Annotated in this window: 15 protein-coding genes, 2 pseudogenes and 1 riboswitch; of the genes and pseudogenes, 8 read left to right on the top strand and 9 right to left on the bottom strand. The window is 74.2% G+C overall.

Going from position 1 to position 17,228, the window contains the following annotated elements; genetic code table 11:
- Positions 1-85: 85 nt before the first annotated feature.
- Positions 86-1,441, top strand: coding sequence for a S1 family peptidase (locus ACSU6L_RS01800; RefSeq protein WP_437052818.1), 1,356 nt, complete (start codon positions 86-88; stop codon positions 1,439-1,441).
- A 65-nt stretch (positions 1,442-1,506) separates the two neighbouring features.
- Here ACSU6L_RS01800 and ACSU6L_RS01795 read toward each other — a convergent pair whose 3' ends face one another.
- Entirely contained in the window at positions 1,507-3,654 is a 2,148-nt protein-coding gene (locus ACSU6L_RS01795; protein ID WP_437052816.1) for a SpoIIE family protein phosphatase, read from the bottom strand.
- A 289-nt stretch (positions 3,655-3,943) separates the two neighbouring features.
- Here ACSU6L_RS01795 and ACSU6L_RS01790 point away from each other — a divergent pair, with 289 nt between their 5' ends.
- Positions 3,944-4,549 carry a LuxR C-terminal-related transcriptional regulator gene (locus ACSU6L_RS01790; RefSeq protein WP_437052814.1) on the top strand — a complete coding sequence of 202 codons (606 nt, stop codon included), beginning with the start codon at positions 3,944-3,946 and terminating at the stop codon, positions 4,547-4,549.
- Between the two features lie 70 nt (positions 4,550-4,619).
- Here the strand turns inward: ACSU6L_RS01790 and ACSU6L_RS01785 are convergent, their stop codons facing one another.
- Both ACSU6L_RS01785 and lanKC read right to left on the bottom strand, forming a co-directional pair.
- Positions 4,620-4,736, bottom strand: coding sequence for a SapB/AmfS family lanthipeptide (locus ACSU6L_RS01785; protein ID WP_073939862.1), 117 nt, complete (start codon positions 4,734-4,736; stop codon positions 4,620-4,622).
- A 78-nt stretch (positions 4,737-4,814) separates the two neighbouring features.
- Positions 4,815-7,406: a class III lanthionine synthetase LanKC gene (gene lanKC, locus ACSU6L_RS01780; RefSeq protein ID WP_437052812.1), complete on the bottom strand. Its 2,592-nt coding sequence runs from the start codon at positions 7,404-7,406 to the stop codon at positions 4,815-4,817.
- Between the two features lie 204 nt (positions 7,407-7,610).
- On the opposite strand from lanKC, the gene ACSU6L_RS01775 reads away from it, so the two are divergent.
- From ACSU6L_RS01775 to ACSU6L_RS01760, 4 genes are all read left to right on the top strand, one after another.
- The gene (locus ACSU6L_RS01775; RefSeq protein WP_437052810.1) at positions 7,611-10,055 is read left to right on the top strand and encodes a SpoIIE family protein phosphatase; all 2,445 of its coding nucleotides are present in this window, start codon (positions 7,611-7,613) and stop codon (positions 10,053-10,055) included.
- A gap of 46 nt (positions 10,056-10,101) precedes the next feature.
- Complete coding sequence (locus ACSU6L_RS01770; protein ID WP_437052808.1) at positions 10,102-10,521, top strand: CBS domain-containing protein; 420 nt, start codon at positions 10,102-10,104, stop codon at positions 10,519-10,521.
- A 141-nt stretch (positions 10,522-10,662) separates the two neighbouring features.
- Complete coding sequence (locus ACSU6L_RS01765) at positions 10,663-11,019, top strand: DUF6479 family protein (RefSeq protein ID WP_437052806.1); 357 nt, start codon at positions 10,663-10,665, stop codon at positions 11,017-11,019.
- A gap of 272 nt (positions 11,020-11,291) precedes the next feature.
- Positions 11,292-11,798: a metallophosphoesterase family protein gene (locus ACSU6L_RS01760; RefSeq protein WP_437052804.1), complete on the top strand. Its 507-nt coding sequence runs from the start codon at positions 11,292-11,294 to the stop codon at positions 11,796-11,798.
- Positions 11,799-12,039: 241 nt separating this feature from the next.
- On the opposite strand, the gene ACSU6L_RS01755 is transcribed toward ACSU6L_RS01760, so the two are convergent.
- Together ACSU6L_RS01755 and ACSU6L_RS01750 are read right to left on the bottom strand one after the other, a co-directional pair.
- The gene (locus tag ACSU6L_RS01755; RefSeq protein WP_437052802.1) at positions 12,040-12,618 is read right to left on the bottom strand and encodes an NAD(P)H-dependent oxidoreductase; all 579 of its coding nucleotides are present in this window, start codon (positions 12,616-12,618) and stop codon (positions 12,040-12,042) included.
- 89 nt (positions 12,619-12,707) lie between these two features.
- Positions 12,708-12,863: pseudogene (locus ACSU6L_RS01750) on the bottom strand (XdhC family protein); the annotation flags it as partial.
- On the opposite strand from ACSU6L_RS01750, the pseudogene ACSU6L_RS01745 reads away from it, so the two are divergent.
- Positions 12,796-13,038, top strand: a pseudogene (locus ACSU6L_RS01745) (hypothetical protein); the annotation flags it as partial. The pseudogenes ACSU6L_RS01750 and ACSU6L_RS01745 overlap by 68 nt on opposite strands.
- Here the strand turns inward: ACSU6L_RS01745 and ACSU6L_RS01740 are convergent.
- The 4 genes from ACSU6L_RS01740 to ACSU6L_RS01725 all read right to left on the bottom strand — a co-directional run bounded on the left by ACSU6L_RS01740 (position 12,953) and on the right by ACSU6L_RS01725 (position 16,775).
- Positions 12,953-14,014: a glycosyltransferase gene (locus ACSU6L_RS01740; RefSeq protein WP_437052800.1), complete on the bottom strand. Its 1,062-nt coding sequence runs from the start codon at positions 14,012-14,014 to the stop codon at positions 12,953-12,955. The pseudogene ACSU6L_RS01745 and the gene ACSU6L_RS01740 overlap by 86 nt on opposite strands.
- A gap of 44 nt (positions 14,015-14,058) precedes the next feature.
- Entirely contained in the window at positions 14,059-15,324 is a 1,266-nt protein-coding gene (locus ACSU6L_RS01735; protein ID WP_437052798.1) for a cytochrome P450, read from the bottom strand.
- A 106-nt stretch (positions 15,325-15,430) separates the two neighbouring features.
- A complete protein-coding gene (locus tag ACSU6L_RS01730) occupies positions 15,431-16,279 on the bottom strand; it encodes a bifunctional 5,10-methylenetetrahydrofolate dehydrogenase/5,10-methenyltetrahydrofolate cyclohydrolase (protein ID WP_437052796.1) in 849 nt (282 codons plus the stop codon).
- A gap of 22 nt (positions 16,280-16,301) precedes the next feature.
- Positions 16,302-16,387, bottom strand: a riboswitch (ZMP/ZTP riboswitch).
- Between the two features lie 22 nt (positions 16,388-16,409).
- On the bottom strand, positions 16,410-16,775 hold the full coding sequence (locus ACSU6L_RS01725; protein ID WP_073939851.1) for a nuclear transport factor 2 family protein: 366 nt from the start codon (positions 16,773-16,775) through the stop codon (positions 16,410-16,412).
- A gap of 140 nt (positions 16,776-16,915) precedes the next feature.
- Here ACSU6L_RS01725 and ACSU6L_RS01720 point away from each other — a divergent pair, with 140 nt between their 5' ends.
- Positions 16,916-17,218, top strand: coding sequence for a hypothetical protein (locus ACSU6L_RS01720; protein WP_437052794.1), 303 nt, complete (start codon positions 16,916-16,918; stop codon positions 17,216-17,218).
- The last annotated feature ends 10 nt before the right edge of the window (positions 17,219-17,228 follow it).

Here is a 17,228-nt window from a genome sequence, read left to right as displayed (position 1 = left end):
GCGTACCAGTGGCCATCCAGGCGCCCACCCCCGACAGCCGCCGACAGGGCGGCCGGACCCCGGTCCCTCAGGAGGTCGAGAAGTCTTGAGTCACAAGCGAATTCCGAAGCGCAAGGCCGTGCTGGCCGCAGGCGGCGTGGCGGCGCTCGGAGCGGCGGCCATCCTGCTGCCGAACGCCAACGCGTCCCAGGACGGCGCGCCGGAAGCCAAGTCCGCTCCCAGGACCCTGAAGTCCGCGGACGCCTCGGATCTCGCGGACCAGCTCGCCGGGCTGCTCGGCGACGCGTTCGCCGGGTCCTACTACGACGCCGACCGCCAGCAGCTCGTCGTCAACGTGGTCGGCGACGACAACCAGCTCGTCGTCCAGGCCAAGAAGGCGGGCGCGGCGGTCCGGCAGGTCGAGAACAGCGCCGCCGAACTGAAGGCGGCCGCGCAGACGCTGAAGAGCGAGGCGACCATCCCCGGCACCGCCTGGGCCGTCGACCCCAGAACGAACAAGGTCCTCGTCACCGCCGACAGCACCGTCACCGGCGCCAAGTGGGACACGCTGGAGTCCACCGTGCAGAGCCTCGGTTCCGGCATGGCGACCCTGCGGAAGTCCAGCGGCACCTTCAAGACCTTCGCCTCCGGCGGCGACGCCATCTTCGGCGGCGGCGCCCGCTGCTCGCTCGGCTTCAACGTCACCGCCGGCGACGGCACCCCCGCCTTCCTGACGGCCGGTCACTGCGGCGTCGCGGCGGAACAGTGGTCCGACGCCGAGGGCGGGGCGCCGATCGGCACCGTCGACCAGGCGGTGTTCCCCGGCGAGGGTGACTTCGCCCTCGTCAAGTACGACGACCCCGCCACCCAGGCGCCGAGCGAGGTGAACGCCGAGGGGCAGACCGTCCCGATCCTCCAGGCGGCGGAGGCCACCGTCGGCCAGGAGGTGTTCCGGATGGGCTCCACCACGGGCCTCGCCGACGGCGCCGTCACCGGGCTCGACGCCACCGTCAACTACCCCGAGGGCACGGTCACCGGCCTCATCCAGACGAACGTGTGCGCCGAACCCGGCGACAGCGGCGGCTCGATGTTCACCCAGGACGGCCTCGCCCTCGGCCTGACCTCCGGCGGCAGCGGCGACTGCACGGTGGGCGGGGAGACGTTCTTCCAGCCGGTCACCACGGCACTGGAGGCGGTCGGCGCGACGCTGGAGGGCGGTGACGGTGCCGGCGGCGCGGGCGAAGGCGAAGGCGCGGGCGCCGGTGGTGAGCAGGAAGGCGCCGGTGGCGCGGAGGAAGGTGCCGACGGCGCGCAGGAGGGCGTCGGAGGCGCGGAGGAAGGCGTCGGCGGTGCCGAGGAGGGTGCCGGTGACGAGCAAGAGGGTGCCGGGCACCAGGCCGGCGGCGGAGAGGAGGCCGCCGAGGAGGCCGGCGACTCCGGGCTGACACAGAATCACAGCTGACCCGCCCCACCACGTGGTCCGGCCCCCCGGCGGAGGGGCCGGACCCTTCGTCGTACCCGCCCGCCTCACCCCCGCGCCCGCAGCAGCAGCAACGCCACGTCGTCCGCCCGCTCCGCCGCGCCCGCCCCCTGCCCGACCAGTACGTCGGCCAGTTCGTCCAGCGGCAGCCGCCCCGCCTCCGTCAGCAGCTCGCCCAGTGCGGCGAGCGCCTCCTCGATGTCGACGCCGGGGGACTCGATCAGCCCGTCGGTGTACAGCACGAGCACCGACCCGGGCGCGAAGTCGACCTCCGTCGTCGGATACACGGCCGACGCGTCGATGCCCAGCAGCGGCCCGCCCGCCAGGTCGAGCACCCGGACCCGCCCGTCCGGCCGGCGCAGCAGCGGCGGCGGATGCCCGGCCCGCGCCATCACCGCCCGCGCGTGCCGCGGGTTCAGCCGCAGATACAGACAGCTGGCGAACAGATCGGTGCCGAGGTCGATCAGCAGCCGGTTGGTGCTGCCCATGACCTCCTGCGGCGACTGGCCGACGGCGGTGTACGCCCGTACCGCGGTCCGGATCTGCCCCATCAGCCCGGCCGCGGTCACGTTGTGCCCCTGCACGTCGCCGATCACCGCGACCGCGGTGCCCGCCGTCGGCACCGCGTCGTAGAAGTCGCCGCCGATGTCCATGCCCCGCGTGCTCGGCAGATAGCGGGCGGCCGCGTCGATGCCCGGCAGCGGCGGCAGGGACGGCGGCAGCAGCGCCGCCTGGAGGCCGTGCGCCAGCTGGTGCTTGGCGTCGTACAGCAGGGCCCGCTCCAGGGCCAGCGCGATCAGCCCGGCCATGCTGGTCAGCACCGACCGCTCGTCCGCCGCGAAGTGGCGCGGATCGGAGTAGGCGAGCACACAGGTGCCCACCGGGCGCCCGGAGGCGATCAGCGGCAGGTACGCCCAGGCCGCGAACCCGTCCGGGCTCTCCGCCCGCGCCGGATACAGCCGCTCCAGCTCCTCCCGGGACTCGAAGAACGCGGGCACGCCGGTGTGCAGGGCGTGCGCCCCCGGCGTCGCCGAGCCCAGCGGCGTCCCGTCGAACCGCTCCACGACCCGCGGATCGGGATAGCCGCGATGTCCCAGCACGCGCAGCCGCCCGCCCCGCGAGGCCAGCAGGACCAGGGCGTGGCTGCCGACGGCCGGGGCGAGCTCGTCCGCCACCAGCTGGACGACGTCCTGCACGCCGACCGCCTCGGTCAGCGCGCTCGCCAGCGTCAGCACCTGCGAGATGGTGACCAGCCGGGACGGCGCCTCGCCGGACGACGGCTCGGCCTGGCCCGTCCGCGAGACGGACCGGGCCCTGGTGATCCGCACGCTGAGCCCGCTCGTGCTCGGGTACAGCCGGAAGGACAGCCACTCGCCGGGCGGGCGCAGCGCCACGAACGACGTGGCGTGCTGGCTGAACAGGGCGGCCCGGTACCGGTCCTCGTAGACCGGGTCGTTCAGCCACGGCACGGACGCCCACAGCTGGGTGCCCACCAGCCGGGACACCGGTTCACCGATCAGTTCGGCCGCCGCCGGGTTGGCGAAGGCGACCCGCCCGTGCAGGTCGAGCGAGCACAGCCCGTACGGCAGCCGGGACACCATCCGGGCCGCCTCGACCGCGCCGATCGTGCCCGGCGTGCCCCCGACCACCGGCGCGGCCAGCAGATCCGGCTCGGGCAGCACCGGGCGGCTCTCCCGGGCCGCCCGCTCCAGCCGCAGCGCGAGCCGGTCGCAGGCGGACGTCAGCTGCTCCCGGATCCGGTCGGTCAGCGTCGGCGCGTGGGAGCCGGGCCAGGTGACGAACACCGCGCCGTACACCGTGCCTCCCGTCACCACCGGCACCGCGGCCAGCGCGAAGGGGTACGGCAGGACCACGGCGACCCGGGGGTAGCGGCGGGCCATCTCCTCCTCGCCGCCGACCCAGACCAGCCGCCGTTCGCGCACCGCGTCGGCGACCGGGATCGGGGCGCTCACCCCGACGCGCTCCCAGGGCGCGGAGAAGGCCCGCGGCAGCCCGGCCATCACCGCCATCTCGAGCACTTGTCCGTCGGGGGAGAGGAGGTACACCGCGCCGGAGTGGGCGTGGACGCCGTCGAGCATCGCGGCGAGCGCGAGCGACAGCAGCGGCTCGCCGGCCGGCTGCCGCTCGGCCGCGGGTGCCCGGGTGTGCGGCTGCCCGTCGTCCACGCCGACCACCTCCTCGCGGCGCCGCGAGCCGTGTCCCCGGCATCAAATCTCTCTCGCCCCGGCCGTCCGCGCCATCTCTGGGCGGACGCGCCGGCCGCGACGAAGGGCGCCTCGCGTACCCCGAAGCCCGGTGATCATGTCCCCCGAACGGATGCGCGGGAAGGAGCATGGGTGCGCTGTACGCGCCCCCGCGCATCCCGTTGGCCGGATCTTGCGCGCTCAGGCAGGAGCGCCGGGACCAAGAATGGGCACGCGCTCACCACGACGAGCCGACGGCGGAGAGCGGAAAGGGACAGCGGTGATCCGGGTACTTCTGGTGCATGATTCGAGTCTGGTGCGATCGGTTCTGGCGGAGTGGCTGAGCCGGGAACCCGACCTGGGCGTGGACGACGCCCCATGGCAAGCCGCGCCGGGCCGGGCGCGATCCTTACGGCCGGACGTGTGTGCCGCGGACCTGGACTACACAGGCCGCTACGGCATCCCGCCGCTGGGCGAGCTGTGCGGCCGGGGCGGCGAGAGACAGCCCCGGCTGCTGGTGCTGGCCACCGCGGACCGGCCGGGGCTGCTGCGGCGTGCCGTGGAGGCGGGGGCGCTCGGCTACGTCGACAAGGCGGGCTCGCCGGAGCGCCTGGTGCGGGGCATCCGGTGCGTCGCCGCAGGGGAACGTTTCGTCGACAACACGCTCGGCCTGGGTTTCCTCAAGGCGTCCCAGATACCGCTGACCAGACGGGAGCTCAGCGTGCTGTCGCTGGCGGCCGAGGGCGCGTCCATCGCGGAGATCGCCGGCAGCCTGCACCTGTCCCGGGGCACCGTCCGCAACTACATGGCCGCCATCACCCGCAAGACCGGCGCCCGCAACCGCGTAGACGCGATCCGGATCTCGCAGGGGGAGGGCTGGCTGTAGCCGGTGCCGGCCCGGGGCACGGGCAGGGCCCCGGACGCTGCCGCCCGGGGCCCTGGTGGTGCGGTGCCGGTCAGAGACAGAGCAGCACGCTCGCCGCGCTGATGCAGGAGAGCAGGCTCACCGTGCTCGCGCCGCCGCCGCCGGTGTGCTCGTCGGCTTCCATCGTCTGCAGGTCGAGAAGGGCCATCTTCTTTTCCTTTCCGTGATGGTGAGACGTCCCGTGGGGACGGGTTGGGTCACGACGCCGCCGGCCGGCGACGCCGCGTCATGAGGGCCGCCCGGCGGGCGGCGGGAGGAACGGCAGCGCGGCGGGCGTGTCGCCGAGGGCGGCGCCCAGCGCCAGCAGGCAGCCGGCCGTTCCGGTGGCCAGGTCCATGGAGAGCCGCATCATCTGGTGGCCGGGGAAGGCCAGCTGGCCCTGGTACGGCATCGCGAGCCAGCCGAGCCCCGCGAGCTGCTCAGCCAGCCGCGCCCGGACGCCGGCACCCGGCGCGGTGGTGCGGCCGAGGTGCAGGATCATCCCGGCCCGGCCCTGGAAGAGCCCGGGCTGCGCGTAGAAGCGGCAGGTGGCGGCGATGAGCACCCCCGCGCGGGCCCGTTCGAACTCCCCGGTGTCGTCCGTGGCGTGGGCGAGGTAGTCGTCGATCACCATGCCGAGCCCGACGCTGCCGTCGCCGAGATACGGCAGGGTGCGCCAGCCCTCGTCCACCTCCAGTGCCCCGCCCTCGCGGACCACGCAGGAGGCCAGATCCCGCCGCAGCGCCCGCCCGGCCGCCGCCAGCAGCTCCCGGTCGCCGGTGGCCTCGTGGCGCCGCAGCAGGAACAGCGCCTGCCCGGTCGCCCCGCGCAGCAGCCCGGCGCGCCGCCGGGGCGCCTCCGCAGGCGGCTCCGCGAGCCGTCGTACGACGATCTCCGCGGCCTCGTCGGCCCGCTCCCGCAGGCCCGGCTCGCCGGTGGTGCCGGCGAGGTGCCCGAGGACCAGGCCGAGCCCCGCGAGCCCGCCGTGCAGGTCGGAGGAGAGGTTCTGCCAGCGCTCGCGCAGGATGCCGTCGACCAGGTCCAGCGCCCGCTGCCGGTGTCCGAGCCGGTCCAGGACCAGCGCGACGCCCGCGAGACCGTCGTACAGGCCCAGCGGGGTGCCCGCCGGGGGCGGGGCCGTACGGTCGAGGAGCCAGCGTTCGCCCTCCTCGTAGCGCTGCGCGCCGGTTTCGGCCAGCGCGTGCAGCACCCCGGCCGCGCCGTGCGCGAGACCGAGCCCGCCGCCGTCGGAGAACTGCGCGATGTCGCCGGGGAAGAGCCGGTCGGTGCGCTCGGGGGTGGCCGAGGCGAGGATCGCCTTGACCATGGAGTCCCGGCTGTGCGGCCAGTCGGCGGGCTCGACGAGCCGCGCCGACCCGCCGCGGGCGGGCCCGGCCGCGTCCCGGGTGATCTCCGCGACCGCCTCGTCCAGGAACGCCCGCGGCACGTCCGGGAACTGCTCGGCGATCACCTCGGCCAGATGCGCCGCCTTGCCCCGGTCGATCACGAACAGCGTGGTCACGGGCATGAACAGGGCGAGCCGCAGACACGCCAGCGCATAGCGGTCGACGTCGGCGCCCCGGCGGTCGGGCGGCGCGAAGAACCCCGGGTGGGCGACGACCTGGCGGCCGTTCTCGTCCACCGGCGCGGCCGCCTCGAAGTCCAGCAGGAACACCGACTCCTCGTCGGGTGCCACCATGATGTTGAAGACGTGCAGGTCGTGGAAGACGATCCCGCGCTCGTGCACCGCGTCCACCGCCCGCTCCACCGCCCGGTGGATGCGCAGCGCCCACGCCGTGTAGTCGGCGACGGCCCGCGGATCGGGGTCGGGCACGAGCAGCGGGTGCCGTTCGGCGAAGAACGAGTTGAGCGGCCGTCCCTCGACGAAGTCCATCACCAGGAACCGGTGCTCGCCCAGCGTGAACCAGTCGCGCACCTCCGGCACCACCCCGGTGCCGGCCACCTGCTCCAGGGCCCGCTTCTCCCGCTCCAGCCGGGCGATCGCGTCCGCCCCGTCGGCCGCGAGCCCCGCGTGCGGCCGCCCCTCCTTCAGCACGACCCGGCGCCCGTCGCGGGTGTCGGTGCCCGCGTACACGCCACCGCCGTTGGAGAAGTGCAACGCCTTCTCGATGCGGTACGGCAGGTCGCCGACCGTCGTCGCGTTGCGGGCCGCCAGCTGCGGGGCCAGGAAGTCCGGCAGCGTCACCCACTCCGGCACCCGGAAGGACGGGTCCCGCCGGTCCGGTACCAGCCGCCCCTCGCCGTCGCGCACCGCCGGCACCAGCGACCCGCGCTCGTCGACCACGTAGGACCGCGCGAAGGCGCCGTAGCGGACGTGCAGCGGACCGTCGTCCCAGCGCAGATCGGTCAGGATGTACGGCCCCTCGAAGCCCTTCAGCAGCGCGCCCAGCTCGGTCAGCACCAGGCGCAGCTGCTCCTCGTCGACCGGGTAGACGGTGACGAACTTGCCGCTGCCCTCGCGTGGCGCGTACTTGGCGTTGCGCAGGTGCAGCAGATGCGCGGCCGGGACGAACTTGAACGGGATACGGCGCGGCACGCAGTAGTCCCACACGATCTCCGCGATCCGCTCCGCGTTCGCCCGGGTGGCCGAGGCGTGGATCTTCCAGCCCTGCGCCGGACCGGGCAGCGGCTCGCCGTCCGCGTCGAGCGGCGTCATCGTCAGCCAGTCGCCGGTGCGCGCCGCACGCCAGCCCTCGGGCACCTCGCGCCGGGCCACCGCGTACAGCGGAGCGGCGGCGTGCCCGTCGCCCGTGAGCCGGTCGGGCGTGTCGTAGAAGTGACCGTCCGCGAGGGCGTAAACCTCGTACCGCTTGTCCATGCCTCCCCCTCCGTGACGGCCACTGAGCCTTCCAGCCGACCGGCGGCCCCGACAGTCACGCCTGTCACGAGGTCGGTGTGCGGTACGCACGGGTCAAGACATGTTCGGGACCTTTCGACCGGGGACTCCGCGCCGACTCCGCGCCGGCTCCACGGAACGCACACAGGGGCTGCGCGGACGCCCCATTAGCGCTGTAATACGGACGTGGTCAATGACGGCGCCGCGGGACGTGGAACGGTGACGCCGCGCGCCGAGATCGCCCTGAGAGCGATCACGGACGACCGGGACACCCCCGAACGGCTGCACCGCGTCCTCGAACAGTCACTCGTCTTCGCGGGGGCGACTTTCGCCGCCGTGTACGCCCCCGACGAGGACGGAGACCTGCTGTGCCTGGTCGAGTCGGCGGGCGTCCCCCGGACGCTGTACGGGCTGCGCGACAGTTATCCGGTCGCCGGGCGCTCCCCGGCCGCCGACGCCCACCGCGACCGGCGGCCGGTCTGGGTGAGCCCCGCCGAGCTGGCCGCCCGCGCCGACAGCCGGCGCACCCCGGGCCCGGAGTTCCACCTGGCCGCGCTGCCCGCGAGCCGGGACACCCACGGCGGCTGCCTGCTCGCCGTCAGCGAGGACCCGCACGGCTTCGACACCGACCAGCGCAAGGCCCTCGAACTGATCGCCGACGCCGTCACCTGCCCCGCCCCGCCCGCCCACCCCGAGGGCGGCGAACTCCCGCCGCACGCCTTCGCCCTCGCCATGGACACCGGCCGCGTCGAGGTCGGCGACGGCATCCTCGACCTGTTCGGCCTCACCCGCGACGACTTCGACGGCAAGGTCGAGACCCTGCTCGGGCTCACCGTCCCCGAGGACCTGCCCTCGCTGATGTCCGTGGTCGAGGCCGACCACATGTCCGTGGGCGACCGCGAACTGGAGTTCCGCGTGCTCCGCCCGGCCGGCCCGCCCCGCTGGCTGCGGCTGCGCGGCCGTATGCAGCCCGGCGGCGAGGGCCAGCAGGCGCGGCTCGTCGGCAGCGTCGTCGACGCCTCCCAGCTGCGCTCCGACGTCACCGACGTCGCCCGCGTGCAACGCCTGGCCGCCGCGCTCTCCACCGCCGGCACCGTCCGCGACGTCAGCCAGGCCGTCGTCGCCGCCCTGCGCCGGCCGCTGCGCGCCGACCGCATCGCCCTCGCCGAACTGGAGCACGACCGGCTCGTCGTCACCGTCCTCGACCCGCCCGAACCCGAGGCCTGGCCCGAACTGTGGCGCCTGGAGTGGCGCACCGAGTGGCCCGACGCGCCCGTGCGGGCCATGCCCACCCTCGCCGCCGCGCTGCGCGAGGGCCGCGCCCAGATCTGGCCCTCCGGCACCACCCTGGAACCCGCCCTCGCCGACGTCGGCCCCGGCGGTCTCGCCGTACTGCCGCTGTCCGCCGGCGGCCGGATGGCCGGCGCCTGTCTGATCGGCTGGGACAGCCCGCACGACTTCGGCCCCGACGAACGCGCCCTGCTCACCGCCTCCGCCGGCCTCGCCGGACAGGCCCTGATGCGCGCCCACGCCTTCGACGCCGAACACGAACTGGTCGGCATGCTCCAGCGCCAGCTGCTGCCCCGCCGGCTCCCCAGACTGCCCGGCGCCGAAGCCGTCGCCCGCTACCTGCCCGCCACCGCCGGACTGGAGGTCGGCGGCGACTGGTACGACGTCATCCCGCTGCCCGACCACCACGTCGCCCTCGTCATCGGCGACGTGCAGGGCCACAGCCCGGCCGCCGCCACCCTGATGGGCCAGATGCGCACCGCGCTGCGCGCCTACGCCGTCGAGGGCCACCCGCCGGACGTGGTCGTCTCGCACGCCAACCGGCTCCTCGTCGACATGGAGACCGACCTCTTCGCCACCTGCGCCTACGTCGACGTCGACATGGAAGAGGGCACCGCCTGGTGCGTCCGCGCCGGTCATCTGCACCCGGTGCTGCGCCACCCCGACGGCTCCGCCCAGGTCGTCGAGACGGAGGGCGGCCCGCCGCTCGGCGTGCTCACCCAGGCCGACTTCCCCATGACCCCGATCCGGCTCCAGCCCGGCACCCTGCTCGCCCTCACCACCGACGGGCTCGTGGAGTCCGCCGACACCGACATCGACGAGGGCATGGACCGCTTCGCCCAGCGGCTGGCCCGCTCCGACCCCGCCCACCTCGGGCTGGTCGCCGACGGCCTGCTCGGCAACGCCCGGCGCAGCGACGACGTCGCCCTGCTGCTGATGCGCTACGACGGCATGGCGGTCCGCCCGCGCCGGGAGACCTGGTCGGTCTGGCGGGTCCCGGAGGCCGTGCGGCACGCCCGCCGCTTCACCAAGCGCACCCTGCGCGCCTGGGGTGTCGCCGCCCCTGCGGACGCGGTCCTCCTGATCGTCTCCGAACTCGTCACCAACGCCCTCGTGCACACCGAGGGCCCGGTCCGCATGGACCTCACGCTGGTCGGCAACCGGATGCGGATCGCCGTCGCCGACGCCTCGCCCCGCACCCCGGTCAAGCCGACCAGCATCGGCTGGGAGGCCACCGGCGGCCGCGGTCTGCTCCTCGTCGAGGCCATGTCGGCGGCCTGGGGCACCGTCCCCGTCAGCGGCGGCAAGCAGGTGTGGAGCGAGCTCGTGCTGGAGCCCTGAGACCGGGTACCCGAAGCGCGGACGGACGACGAAGAGGAGGTACGTCATGACTCAGCACGTCCGCGACATCATGACCGCCGATCCGGTGACCGTGGAACCGCAGACGTCCGTCGCGGCGGTCGCCCGGATCATGCGCGACGAGGACATCGGCGCCGTCCTGGTCACCGAGGGCGACGACCTGCGGGGCCTGGTCACCGACCGAGACCTGGTCGTCCGGTCGGTCTGCGAGGGCGGCGACCCCGAACAGACCACGGTGGCCGGCGCGTGCAGCGAGGACCTGTTCACACTCCAGCCCGACGAGGACCTGGACAACGCCATCCAGCTGATGCGCGAGCACGCCGTGCGCCGCGTGCCCGTCGTCGAGCAGGGCCACCCGGTGGGCATCGTCTCCCTGGGCGACCTGGCGATGGAACGCGACCCGGGCTCAGCGCTCGGCGACATCAGCGTGGCCCGGCCGAACACTTAGGTACCGCGCACCGCGGAGGGCGGCCCGGCCAGGGCCGCCCGATCGGCCTCGGTCAGGCCGGCACCGGCCTGCCGGTCGCGCACCGGCACCCGTCCGGGGGTGGCCGGTCATTCACCCGGCGACTTCGGGTACTCGACGTCCATGAACACAACCGCCAGCGAAATCGCCGCCTCGGGCTCCGGGGTCGGCATGGCCGTCATCCTCGTCGGAGGCGTCGTCATCACCGCCGCACTGATCTGGGCCGTACTGCTCGGCATCCGGGCGCGCAAGCGGGAGCCCCGCCGGCCCCGCCCCGACGAACAGCCCAGGGTGCCCGACTCCGGGCCGGTCCACGAGACCCGGGAGCAGCGGGCCCCGCACGGCATGGGCGAGGGCGAACGGCTCACCCCGCACGAACTGAGGCCCACCGGGGGCACCCCCAGCGGCGACCAGCGCCGCCCGCGCTGGGACGAGGGCTCCAGCGGCTCCTTCGGCGGGGGCGGTTCCGGCGCCACCTGACCCGACCGGTGTTTGCCCAGTTCAACGAATGGGGACCCGGGGTGGCGTCAGTGAGTGAGAGGAGCAGGCCGTGACCACGCCCACCAGTGACAAACCCGTCGCCCGAAGGCCCGAGACAGGCTGGTCGAGGGCCCGGCGCATGCGGGAGAAACCAGCCCTGCGCACCTGTGTGTCGGCCGTCCGGGACCCCGAGGGCCCAGCGCGCCCGGACCTCGCCCCGGAGGGGAACATCGTGAGGGGTGAGGACTGACCGGCGGCCGTACGCTGAGGCGGTGCGCCTGTTGCTGATGTCCGACACCCACGTCCCCAAGCGCGCCCGGGAGCTGCCCGCGCCGCTGCTCGCCGAACTGCCGCGCGCCGACGTCGTCTTCCACGCGGGGGACTGGCTCGACACGGCCACCCTCGACCTGCTGGAGCGGCACAGCCGCCGGCTGGTCGCCGTGTACGGCAACAACGACGGGCCCGAACTGCGCGCCCGGCTCCCCGAGGTGGCCCACGCCGAACTGGGCGGGCTGCGCTTCGGCGCCGTCCACGAGACCGGACCCGCGCAGGGCCGGGAGACGCGCTGCGCCGCCCGTTTCCCCGACCTCGACGTGCTGGTGTTCGGCCACAGTCACATCCCGTGGGACACCACCGCCCCGTCGGGCCTGCGCCTGCTGAACCCCGGTTCGCCCACCGACCGCCGCCGTCAGCCGCACTGCACCTACATGACGGCGACGGTCGCCGACGGCGAACTGACCGACGTCACCCTGCACCGGCTGCCACCGCGCCGGGCATAGGCGTGTCCGCGCACCCCGCCCTCCGGGCGGAGAGCGGGGTGCGCGGCCCGGCGTCCGGTGCGTGCTCCGCCCTGGAGGCGTCTCGTCGATCAGGCAGGGCTCGCGGCGTACGGCACCGCGCCTCGATGCGTTGTCGTCGCCGGTCCCCGATGCCCCCCGCGCTCTCGGCTCCGTTCGAGCATGGGCGCCATCACATCGACTCCCCCCCCCGCCTCGCAACGCACAGCACCTCGGCAATGCTCTAACGACCGGCGCGCCCCAAGGCCCAGACCTCCCTCAGCCACCGTTCAAGCCGTTCCTGGCTCGCCGACTGCATTCCGGCCAGGAGGGTGCGGCGGACCGGGCGGAATCCGCAGTGGCGCAGGAAAGCGCGCCGCATGTTGCGCCAGAACAGGTCCTCGCGTGCCAGGAGAGCCACGACTTGCGGTGAATTCTGTGTATAGATCACCCGGGCCGAGCGCCCCTTCAGCAACTTGCGGATGTACGGCGGCCGGTTCAGGTAGTCCACCCCGACGCCCGGCAGGAAGACCCGGTCGATGAATCCCTTCAGCAACGCCGGGACATGCCACCACCAGCAGGGGGTCACGATCACGAAGTGCTCGCACCAGCGGACCGCGTCCCGAGCCGCTACGAGATCAGGCTCCAGCGGCTGCGGACGGGTGAAGCCGCCGTGCAGGACCGGATCGAAGCGCATCTCCCTCAGACGCAGTAGCCGGACCTCATGTCCGCCCGCCCTGGCGCCCTCTGCATAGGCCTGTGCCAAGGCGGCGCAGTAGCTGCCGACGTCCGGATGGCCGTCGATGACGAGAATGTGTCGCACCGTTGCTCCCGTTGTATGGAGATCCCCTCCAGGGCCCTACCACGGCCTGAGCCGTCCGCCCCGCGCGCGGGGCGGACTCGCTCGTTCGGAGACACACCGCCGACCACCTCGCCGCCCGGCCCGACCGCCATCGCCGCGCCGGGACCGCGGGGCGCGCTGCGGCTGACCGCGACGACGGTGGCCAGGCCGGGCTGTGGGGTCTCGGCGAGGTCAGGATCGGCGACTGGCTCGGCGTGCCCCCGCACCACGGACGGGCACCTCTTCGCCCCGCCGACCCTGGAGACCGTCGTCGAACCGGTCGGCCCGGCGGACCGGCGGGCCCTGCACCTCGCGCTCACCCAGCTGGCCGAACAGGACCCGCTGATCGGCCTGCGGCACGACGAGGTGCGCCAGGAGACCTCCGTGTCGCTGTACGGGGAGGTGCAGAAGGAGGTCGTCCAGGCGACCCTCGCCGACGACTACGGCCTCGACGTCGCCTTCCGCGAGACGACACCGCTGTGCGTCGAACGCCTGACGGGGACGGGTGCGGCGTGCCGCCAGCCCGCCAGCCCCGCTGGATCACCCCGCGCAGCCCCGCGCGCCGCAGCGCGGCCACGATCTCGGCGCTGAGCCCCGCCGGGACCGGCACGGCCGCGCTGCCCAGACCGACGAACACGGGCGGCGGACCCGCGTCGAGGAAGTCCCGCAGTTGGGCCGGGAGTCGGAGGTCACGGTCGTACGGCCACCAGTACCCGGTGACCTCCAGTCCGGCACGCCAGTCGCGCGGCCGGGGCACGACCAGCGGGCTGAAGCCGTGCAGGATCGGCCAGTTCCGCTCCTCCCGGGCCCGCCGCGCCGCGCCGGGACCGAGCGCCGGCAGCCCCAGCCGGGCCCGTACCGCCGGGACGGTCCCCGAGAACACCCGCTCCACGGCGGCGCCCACCCCGTGCCCGGCGAGCCGGTTCCCGACACCGCCCCACGACCCGGCACCCAGCACCGGCGGCGCGAACTCGCCGGTGGCGGCCAGCGGTTGCAGAGAGACACCCATGCTCGGCAGCCGCAGCCCCTCGGCGAGGGTGTGCCCGAGCGGCGCGAGCGAACTGGACAGCAGCAGCACCTCGCTGGTCCGCGCCGCGGCGAGCAGATCGTCGGTCATCCGGCCGACCAGCGCCCGCGCCATCCCCACCACCCGCAGCAGCTTGCCGACGCCGCTCGCGCTGCGGTGCAGCCCCCGCCCCCGCGAAGTCTCCAGCTCCGCCCGCGGATCCACCGGCAGCGCGTGGAACCCCAGCCCCGAATCCGCCACCAGCGGTTCGAGAGCCCCGTGGGTCACCAGCGTCACCTCGTGCCCGGCCCGCGACAGCGCCCGCCCGAGTCCGGTGTAGGGGGCCACGTCGCCCCGCGATCCCGCCGTCATGATGGCCACTCGCACGCCGGCCGGTATGCCGCGTGCGCGGGCCGTTACGACCGCGTCACCGCGACCCGCAGCGGTGCCCGGAAGGACAGCAGGCCGAGCATCGGGACGTCCGCCGACTCCGCCGGACGCACCCCGGGCAGGCGGCGGGCCGCGGCCCGCAGGGCCACCGCCGCCTCCGTACGCGCCAGGGAGGCGCCCGGGCACCGGTGACGGCCGACGCCGAAGGCCAGATGATGCCGCACCTCGGCCCGGTGCGGGCACAGCTCCGCCGGTGCGGTGAAGACCTCCGGATCGGAGCCGCTGCCCATCAGCATCAGCAGCACCTGCGCGCCCTTCGGCAGGGTCACGCCGCCCAGTTCGACCGGGCGGGCGGTGATCCTGCGCCACGTCGTCACCGGCGGTTCGCGCCGCAGTACCTCCTCGACCCACGCCTCGGCGAGGCCCGGTTCGCCGGCGAGGCGTGCCCACAGCCCCTCCTCGGCCAGCGCGCGGCGCAGCACGGTCGCGATGAGCTGCCCGGTCGTGGACTGCCCGGCGACGAAGACGAAGAAGCAGGCCCCGACCGCGGTGGCCACGTCGAGCCGCTCGCCGTCGGGCAGCCGGTGCTCGGCGAGGGCCGCGACGAAGGAGCCTGGCCGCGCGGCGCCGTCCCGCACGGTACGGGTCAGCCACTGGTGGAACTCGGCGACGAGCGGCGCCAGTTCCAGCTGGCGTTCCGGCGTGGGCCGGCCCCAGAACAGTTCCAGCGAGGCGTCGCTCCAGCGGATCAGCGTGGCCGCGGGGACGTCGTCGATGCCCAGCAGCTCCATCAGCACCCGGCACGGCAGCACCTGTGCGAAGGACGTGAACAGGTCGCCGTCGCCCACGGCGTCGATCCGCTCGGCCGCCGCGGTGAGCAGTTCGTCGGCGAGGCGCTCGATCACCGGCACGGCGGCGGCCACGCGCCGGGCGTTGAAGAACCGGGTGACGACCCGGCGCAGTCCGGGGTGGCTGGCGGTGCCGTTGTTGGCGAGCGCGGCCGGCAGCCTGAACCCGGCCCGGGCGAGCACCCGCAGCGCGCCGACGGGCAGCGGGGTCACGGCGCGCTGCGCGTTGTCGGGGAGGAAGGCGTCCGGGTCGAGCAGCACCCGGCGGATGTCCTCGTGACGGCTCACCAGCCACAGCCCGGTACGCGGGTCGTGGTGCACCGGAGCGTCGGCGCGCAGCGCGTCCAGCCACGGATACGGGTCGCGGACGAAGTCCTCACCGAAGAGATCGAGCAGGTCGAGGGGCGCAGCGGGGGAGACCGTGTCCGGAGCCGAGAGAGTCACGGCCGGACGCTAACACGTGATCGTCCGGACACCGTCCGTGTGTGCGCGGCATCACTTCCGCCCCCGGAAGGCCGGTTCCCCGGTACGGGAACCGGCCTCCCCGCCGTCACACGCCGAGCTGCCGCCCCGCCGCGTCCACCGTCTGCTCCAGCAGCGTGGCGATGGTCATCGGACCGACCCCGCCGGGCACCGGCGTGATCAGCGAGGCCCGCTCGACGGCCGAGTCGAAGTCCACGTCGCCGACGTTGCCCGCGTTGTACCCGGCGTCGAGCACCACCGCGCCCGGCTTGATGTCCTGGCCCCGGATCAGCTTGGCCCGGCCGACCGCGGCGACCACTATGTCCGCCTCCCGCACCGCCGCCGAAAGGTCCGCGGTGCGCGAGTGGCAGTAGGTGACCGTGGCGTCCCTGGCGAGCAGCAGCATGCCGGCCGGCTTGCCGAGGATGGCGCTGCGGCCGACCACCACGGCCCGCTTCCCGGCCGGGTCGACGCCGTACTCGTCGAGCAGCCGCATGATGCCGCCCGGCGTGCAGGACACGAAGCCCGGCAGGCCGAAGCTCATCGTGGCGAAGGAGGCGAAGGTGACGCCGTCGACGTCCTTCTCCGGCGCGATCGCCTCGAACGCGGCCCGCTCGTCGATGTGGTCGCCCACCGGGTGCTGCAGCAGGATGCCGTGCACCCCCGGGTCGGCGGACAGCTCCCGCAGCGTACCGACCAGTTCCTCGGTGGTCGTGGCGGCGGGCAGGGCGACGTGCCGCGAGGCGATCCCCGCCTTGCGGCACCGGTTCTGCTTCATCCTGACGTACGTGACGGACGCCGGGTCCTCGCCGACCAGCACCGTCGCCAGACACGGGGCCGTGCCCGTGCGGTCGGTGAGGTCGGCCGCGCGCTTCGCGGTCTCCTCCACGACGCGCCGGGCGAGCGCGGTGCCGTCCATGAGGCGGGCCTGAGACATGATCCACTCCTGGGTCGATCGACCGGATCGCCCAGGCGCGCGGCATCGACTCCCATGTGGGCCGCTCCCCGGTGGTACTCCACCTCAGCGCCAGTCACGGCCCCGCACCAGCGTAACCGAGGCCGGAAGGCTACTCGTCCCAGGCCTGGATCATGGTCTGTTCGACGATCTTGCCGTCCCGCAGCGTGACCATCGACTCGGCGAGCACACGCACCCCGTCCGGGTACTCGCAGGACTCGCTGAAGGCGGCGCGGTCGCCCTGGATCACACAGTCCTCCAATTTGTGCGTCATGTCGCGGTTGTAGACGTCGGTGAGCAGTTCACCGATCTCCTCGCGGCCGTTCAGCGTCCGTGGATGGCTGGGCTGCGTGTTGTGGTCGACCACCCGCAGTCGCGCGTCGTCCGCGTAGAGCGACAGCAGGGCCGACGAGTTGTGTCCCTCGATGCCCCGGCGCAGTGTCTCGGTGTCGAAGCCTGAAGTGGCCGCAGTGCCCATCGTGACCTCCTCACAACGACCCCCTCTACGAGGCTCCTCCGCCCCGTCCGCCCCGGCAAGCGCAGCCCCCGACTCCGCCTGACGAGTGAGCGCGGCCGGGTGGCCGTGTCCGCGCGACGGCGGCCGGCGTTGCGCAGGACATGATCTCAACACGTCGTATCGTCGCCGCCGTCGGTCTCGCCGCCGGGGTCGCGGGCCTCGCGGCACCGTCGGCGGCCGCGGCCGAGGCGGACGCCCGGGCCGGCAAGCTGAACCCGGTCACCGCGCTCGACTCGCTCGCCGCCGCTGACCTGCCCGCCGAGCACCGGGACGCGCTGCCGCGGCCCTCCGCCCAGCTGGCGGAGCTGAACCAGGTCGGCGAACTGAACCGGCTCAACGAACTGCACCAGATCACCGACCTGGTCGCACCGGTGACCGGGCTGCTGCCCGCCATCGAGTACTGACCGGGCGCCG

This window comes from Streptomyces sp. enrichment culture, assembly GCF_964272855.1.
In the GTDB taxonomy this organism is placed as follows: Bacteria; Actinomycetota; Actinomycetes; order Streptomycetales; family Streptomycetaceae; genus Streptomyces.
The sequence above is the reverse complement of the archived record's forward strand: the minus strand, read 5'-3'. Positions and strand labels throughout refer to the sequence as shown.

Coding starts and splice junctions, on each gene's coding strand:
- ACSU6L_RS01785 (WP_073939862.1), bottom strand. CDS start 4,736: ATGGCCCTTCTCGACCTGCAGACGATGGAAGCCGACGAGCACACCGGC.
- lanKC (WP_437052812.1), bottom strand. CDS start 7,406: ATGGACAAGCGGTACGAGGTTTACGCCCTCGCGGACGGTCACTTCTAC.
- ACSU6L_RS01770 (WP_437052808.1), top strand. CDS start 10,102: ATGACTCAGCACGTCCGCGACATCATGACCGCCGATCCGGTGACCGTG.
- ACSU6L_RS01765 (WP_437052806.1), top strand. CDS start 10,663: ATGAACACAACCGCCAGCGAAATCGCCGCCTCGGGCTCCGGGGTCGGC.
- ACSU6L_RS01740 (WP_437052800.1), bottom strand. CDS start 14,014: ATGACGGCGGGATCGCGGGGCGACGTGGCCCCCTACACCGGACTCGGG.
- ACSU6L_RS01730 (WP_437052796.1), bottom strand. CDS start 16,279: ATGTCTCAGGCCCGCCTCATGGACGGCACCGCGCTCGCCCGGCGCGTC.
- ACSU6L_RS01725 (WP_073939851.1), bottom strand. CDS start 16,775: ATGGGCACTGCGGCCACTTCAGGCTTCGACACCGAGACACTGCGCCGG.
- ACSU6L_RS01720 (WP_437052794.1), top strand. CDS start 16,916: ATGATCTCAACACGTCGTATCGTCGCCGCCGTCGGTCTCGCCGCCGGG.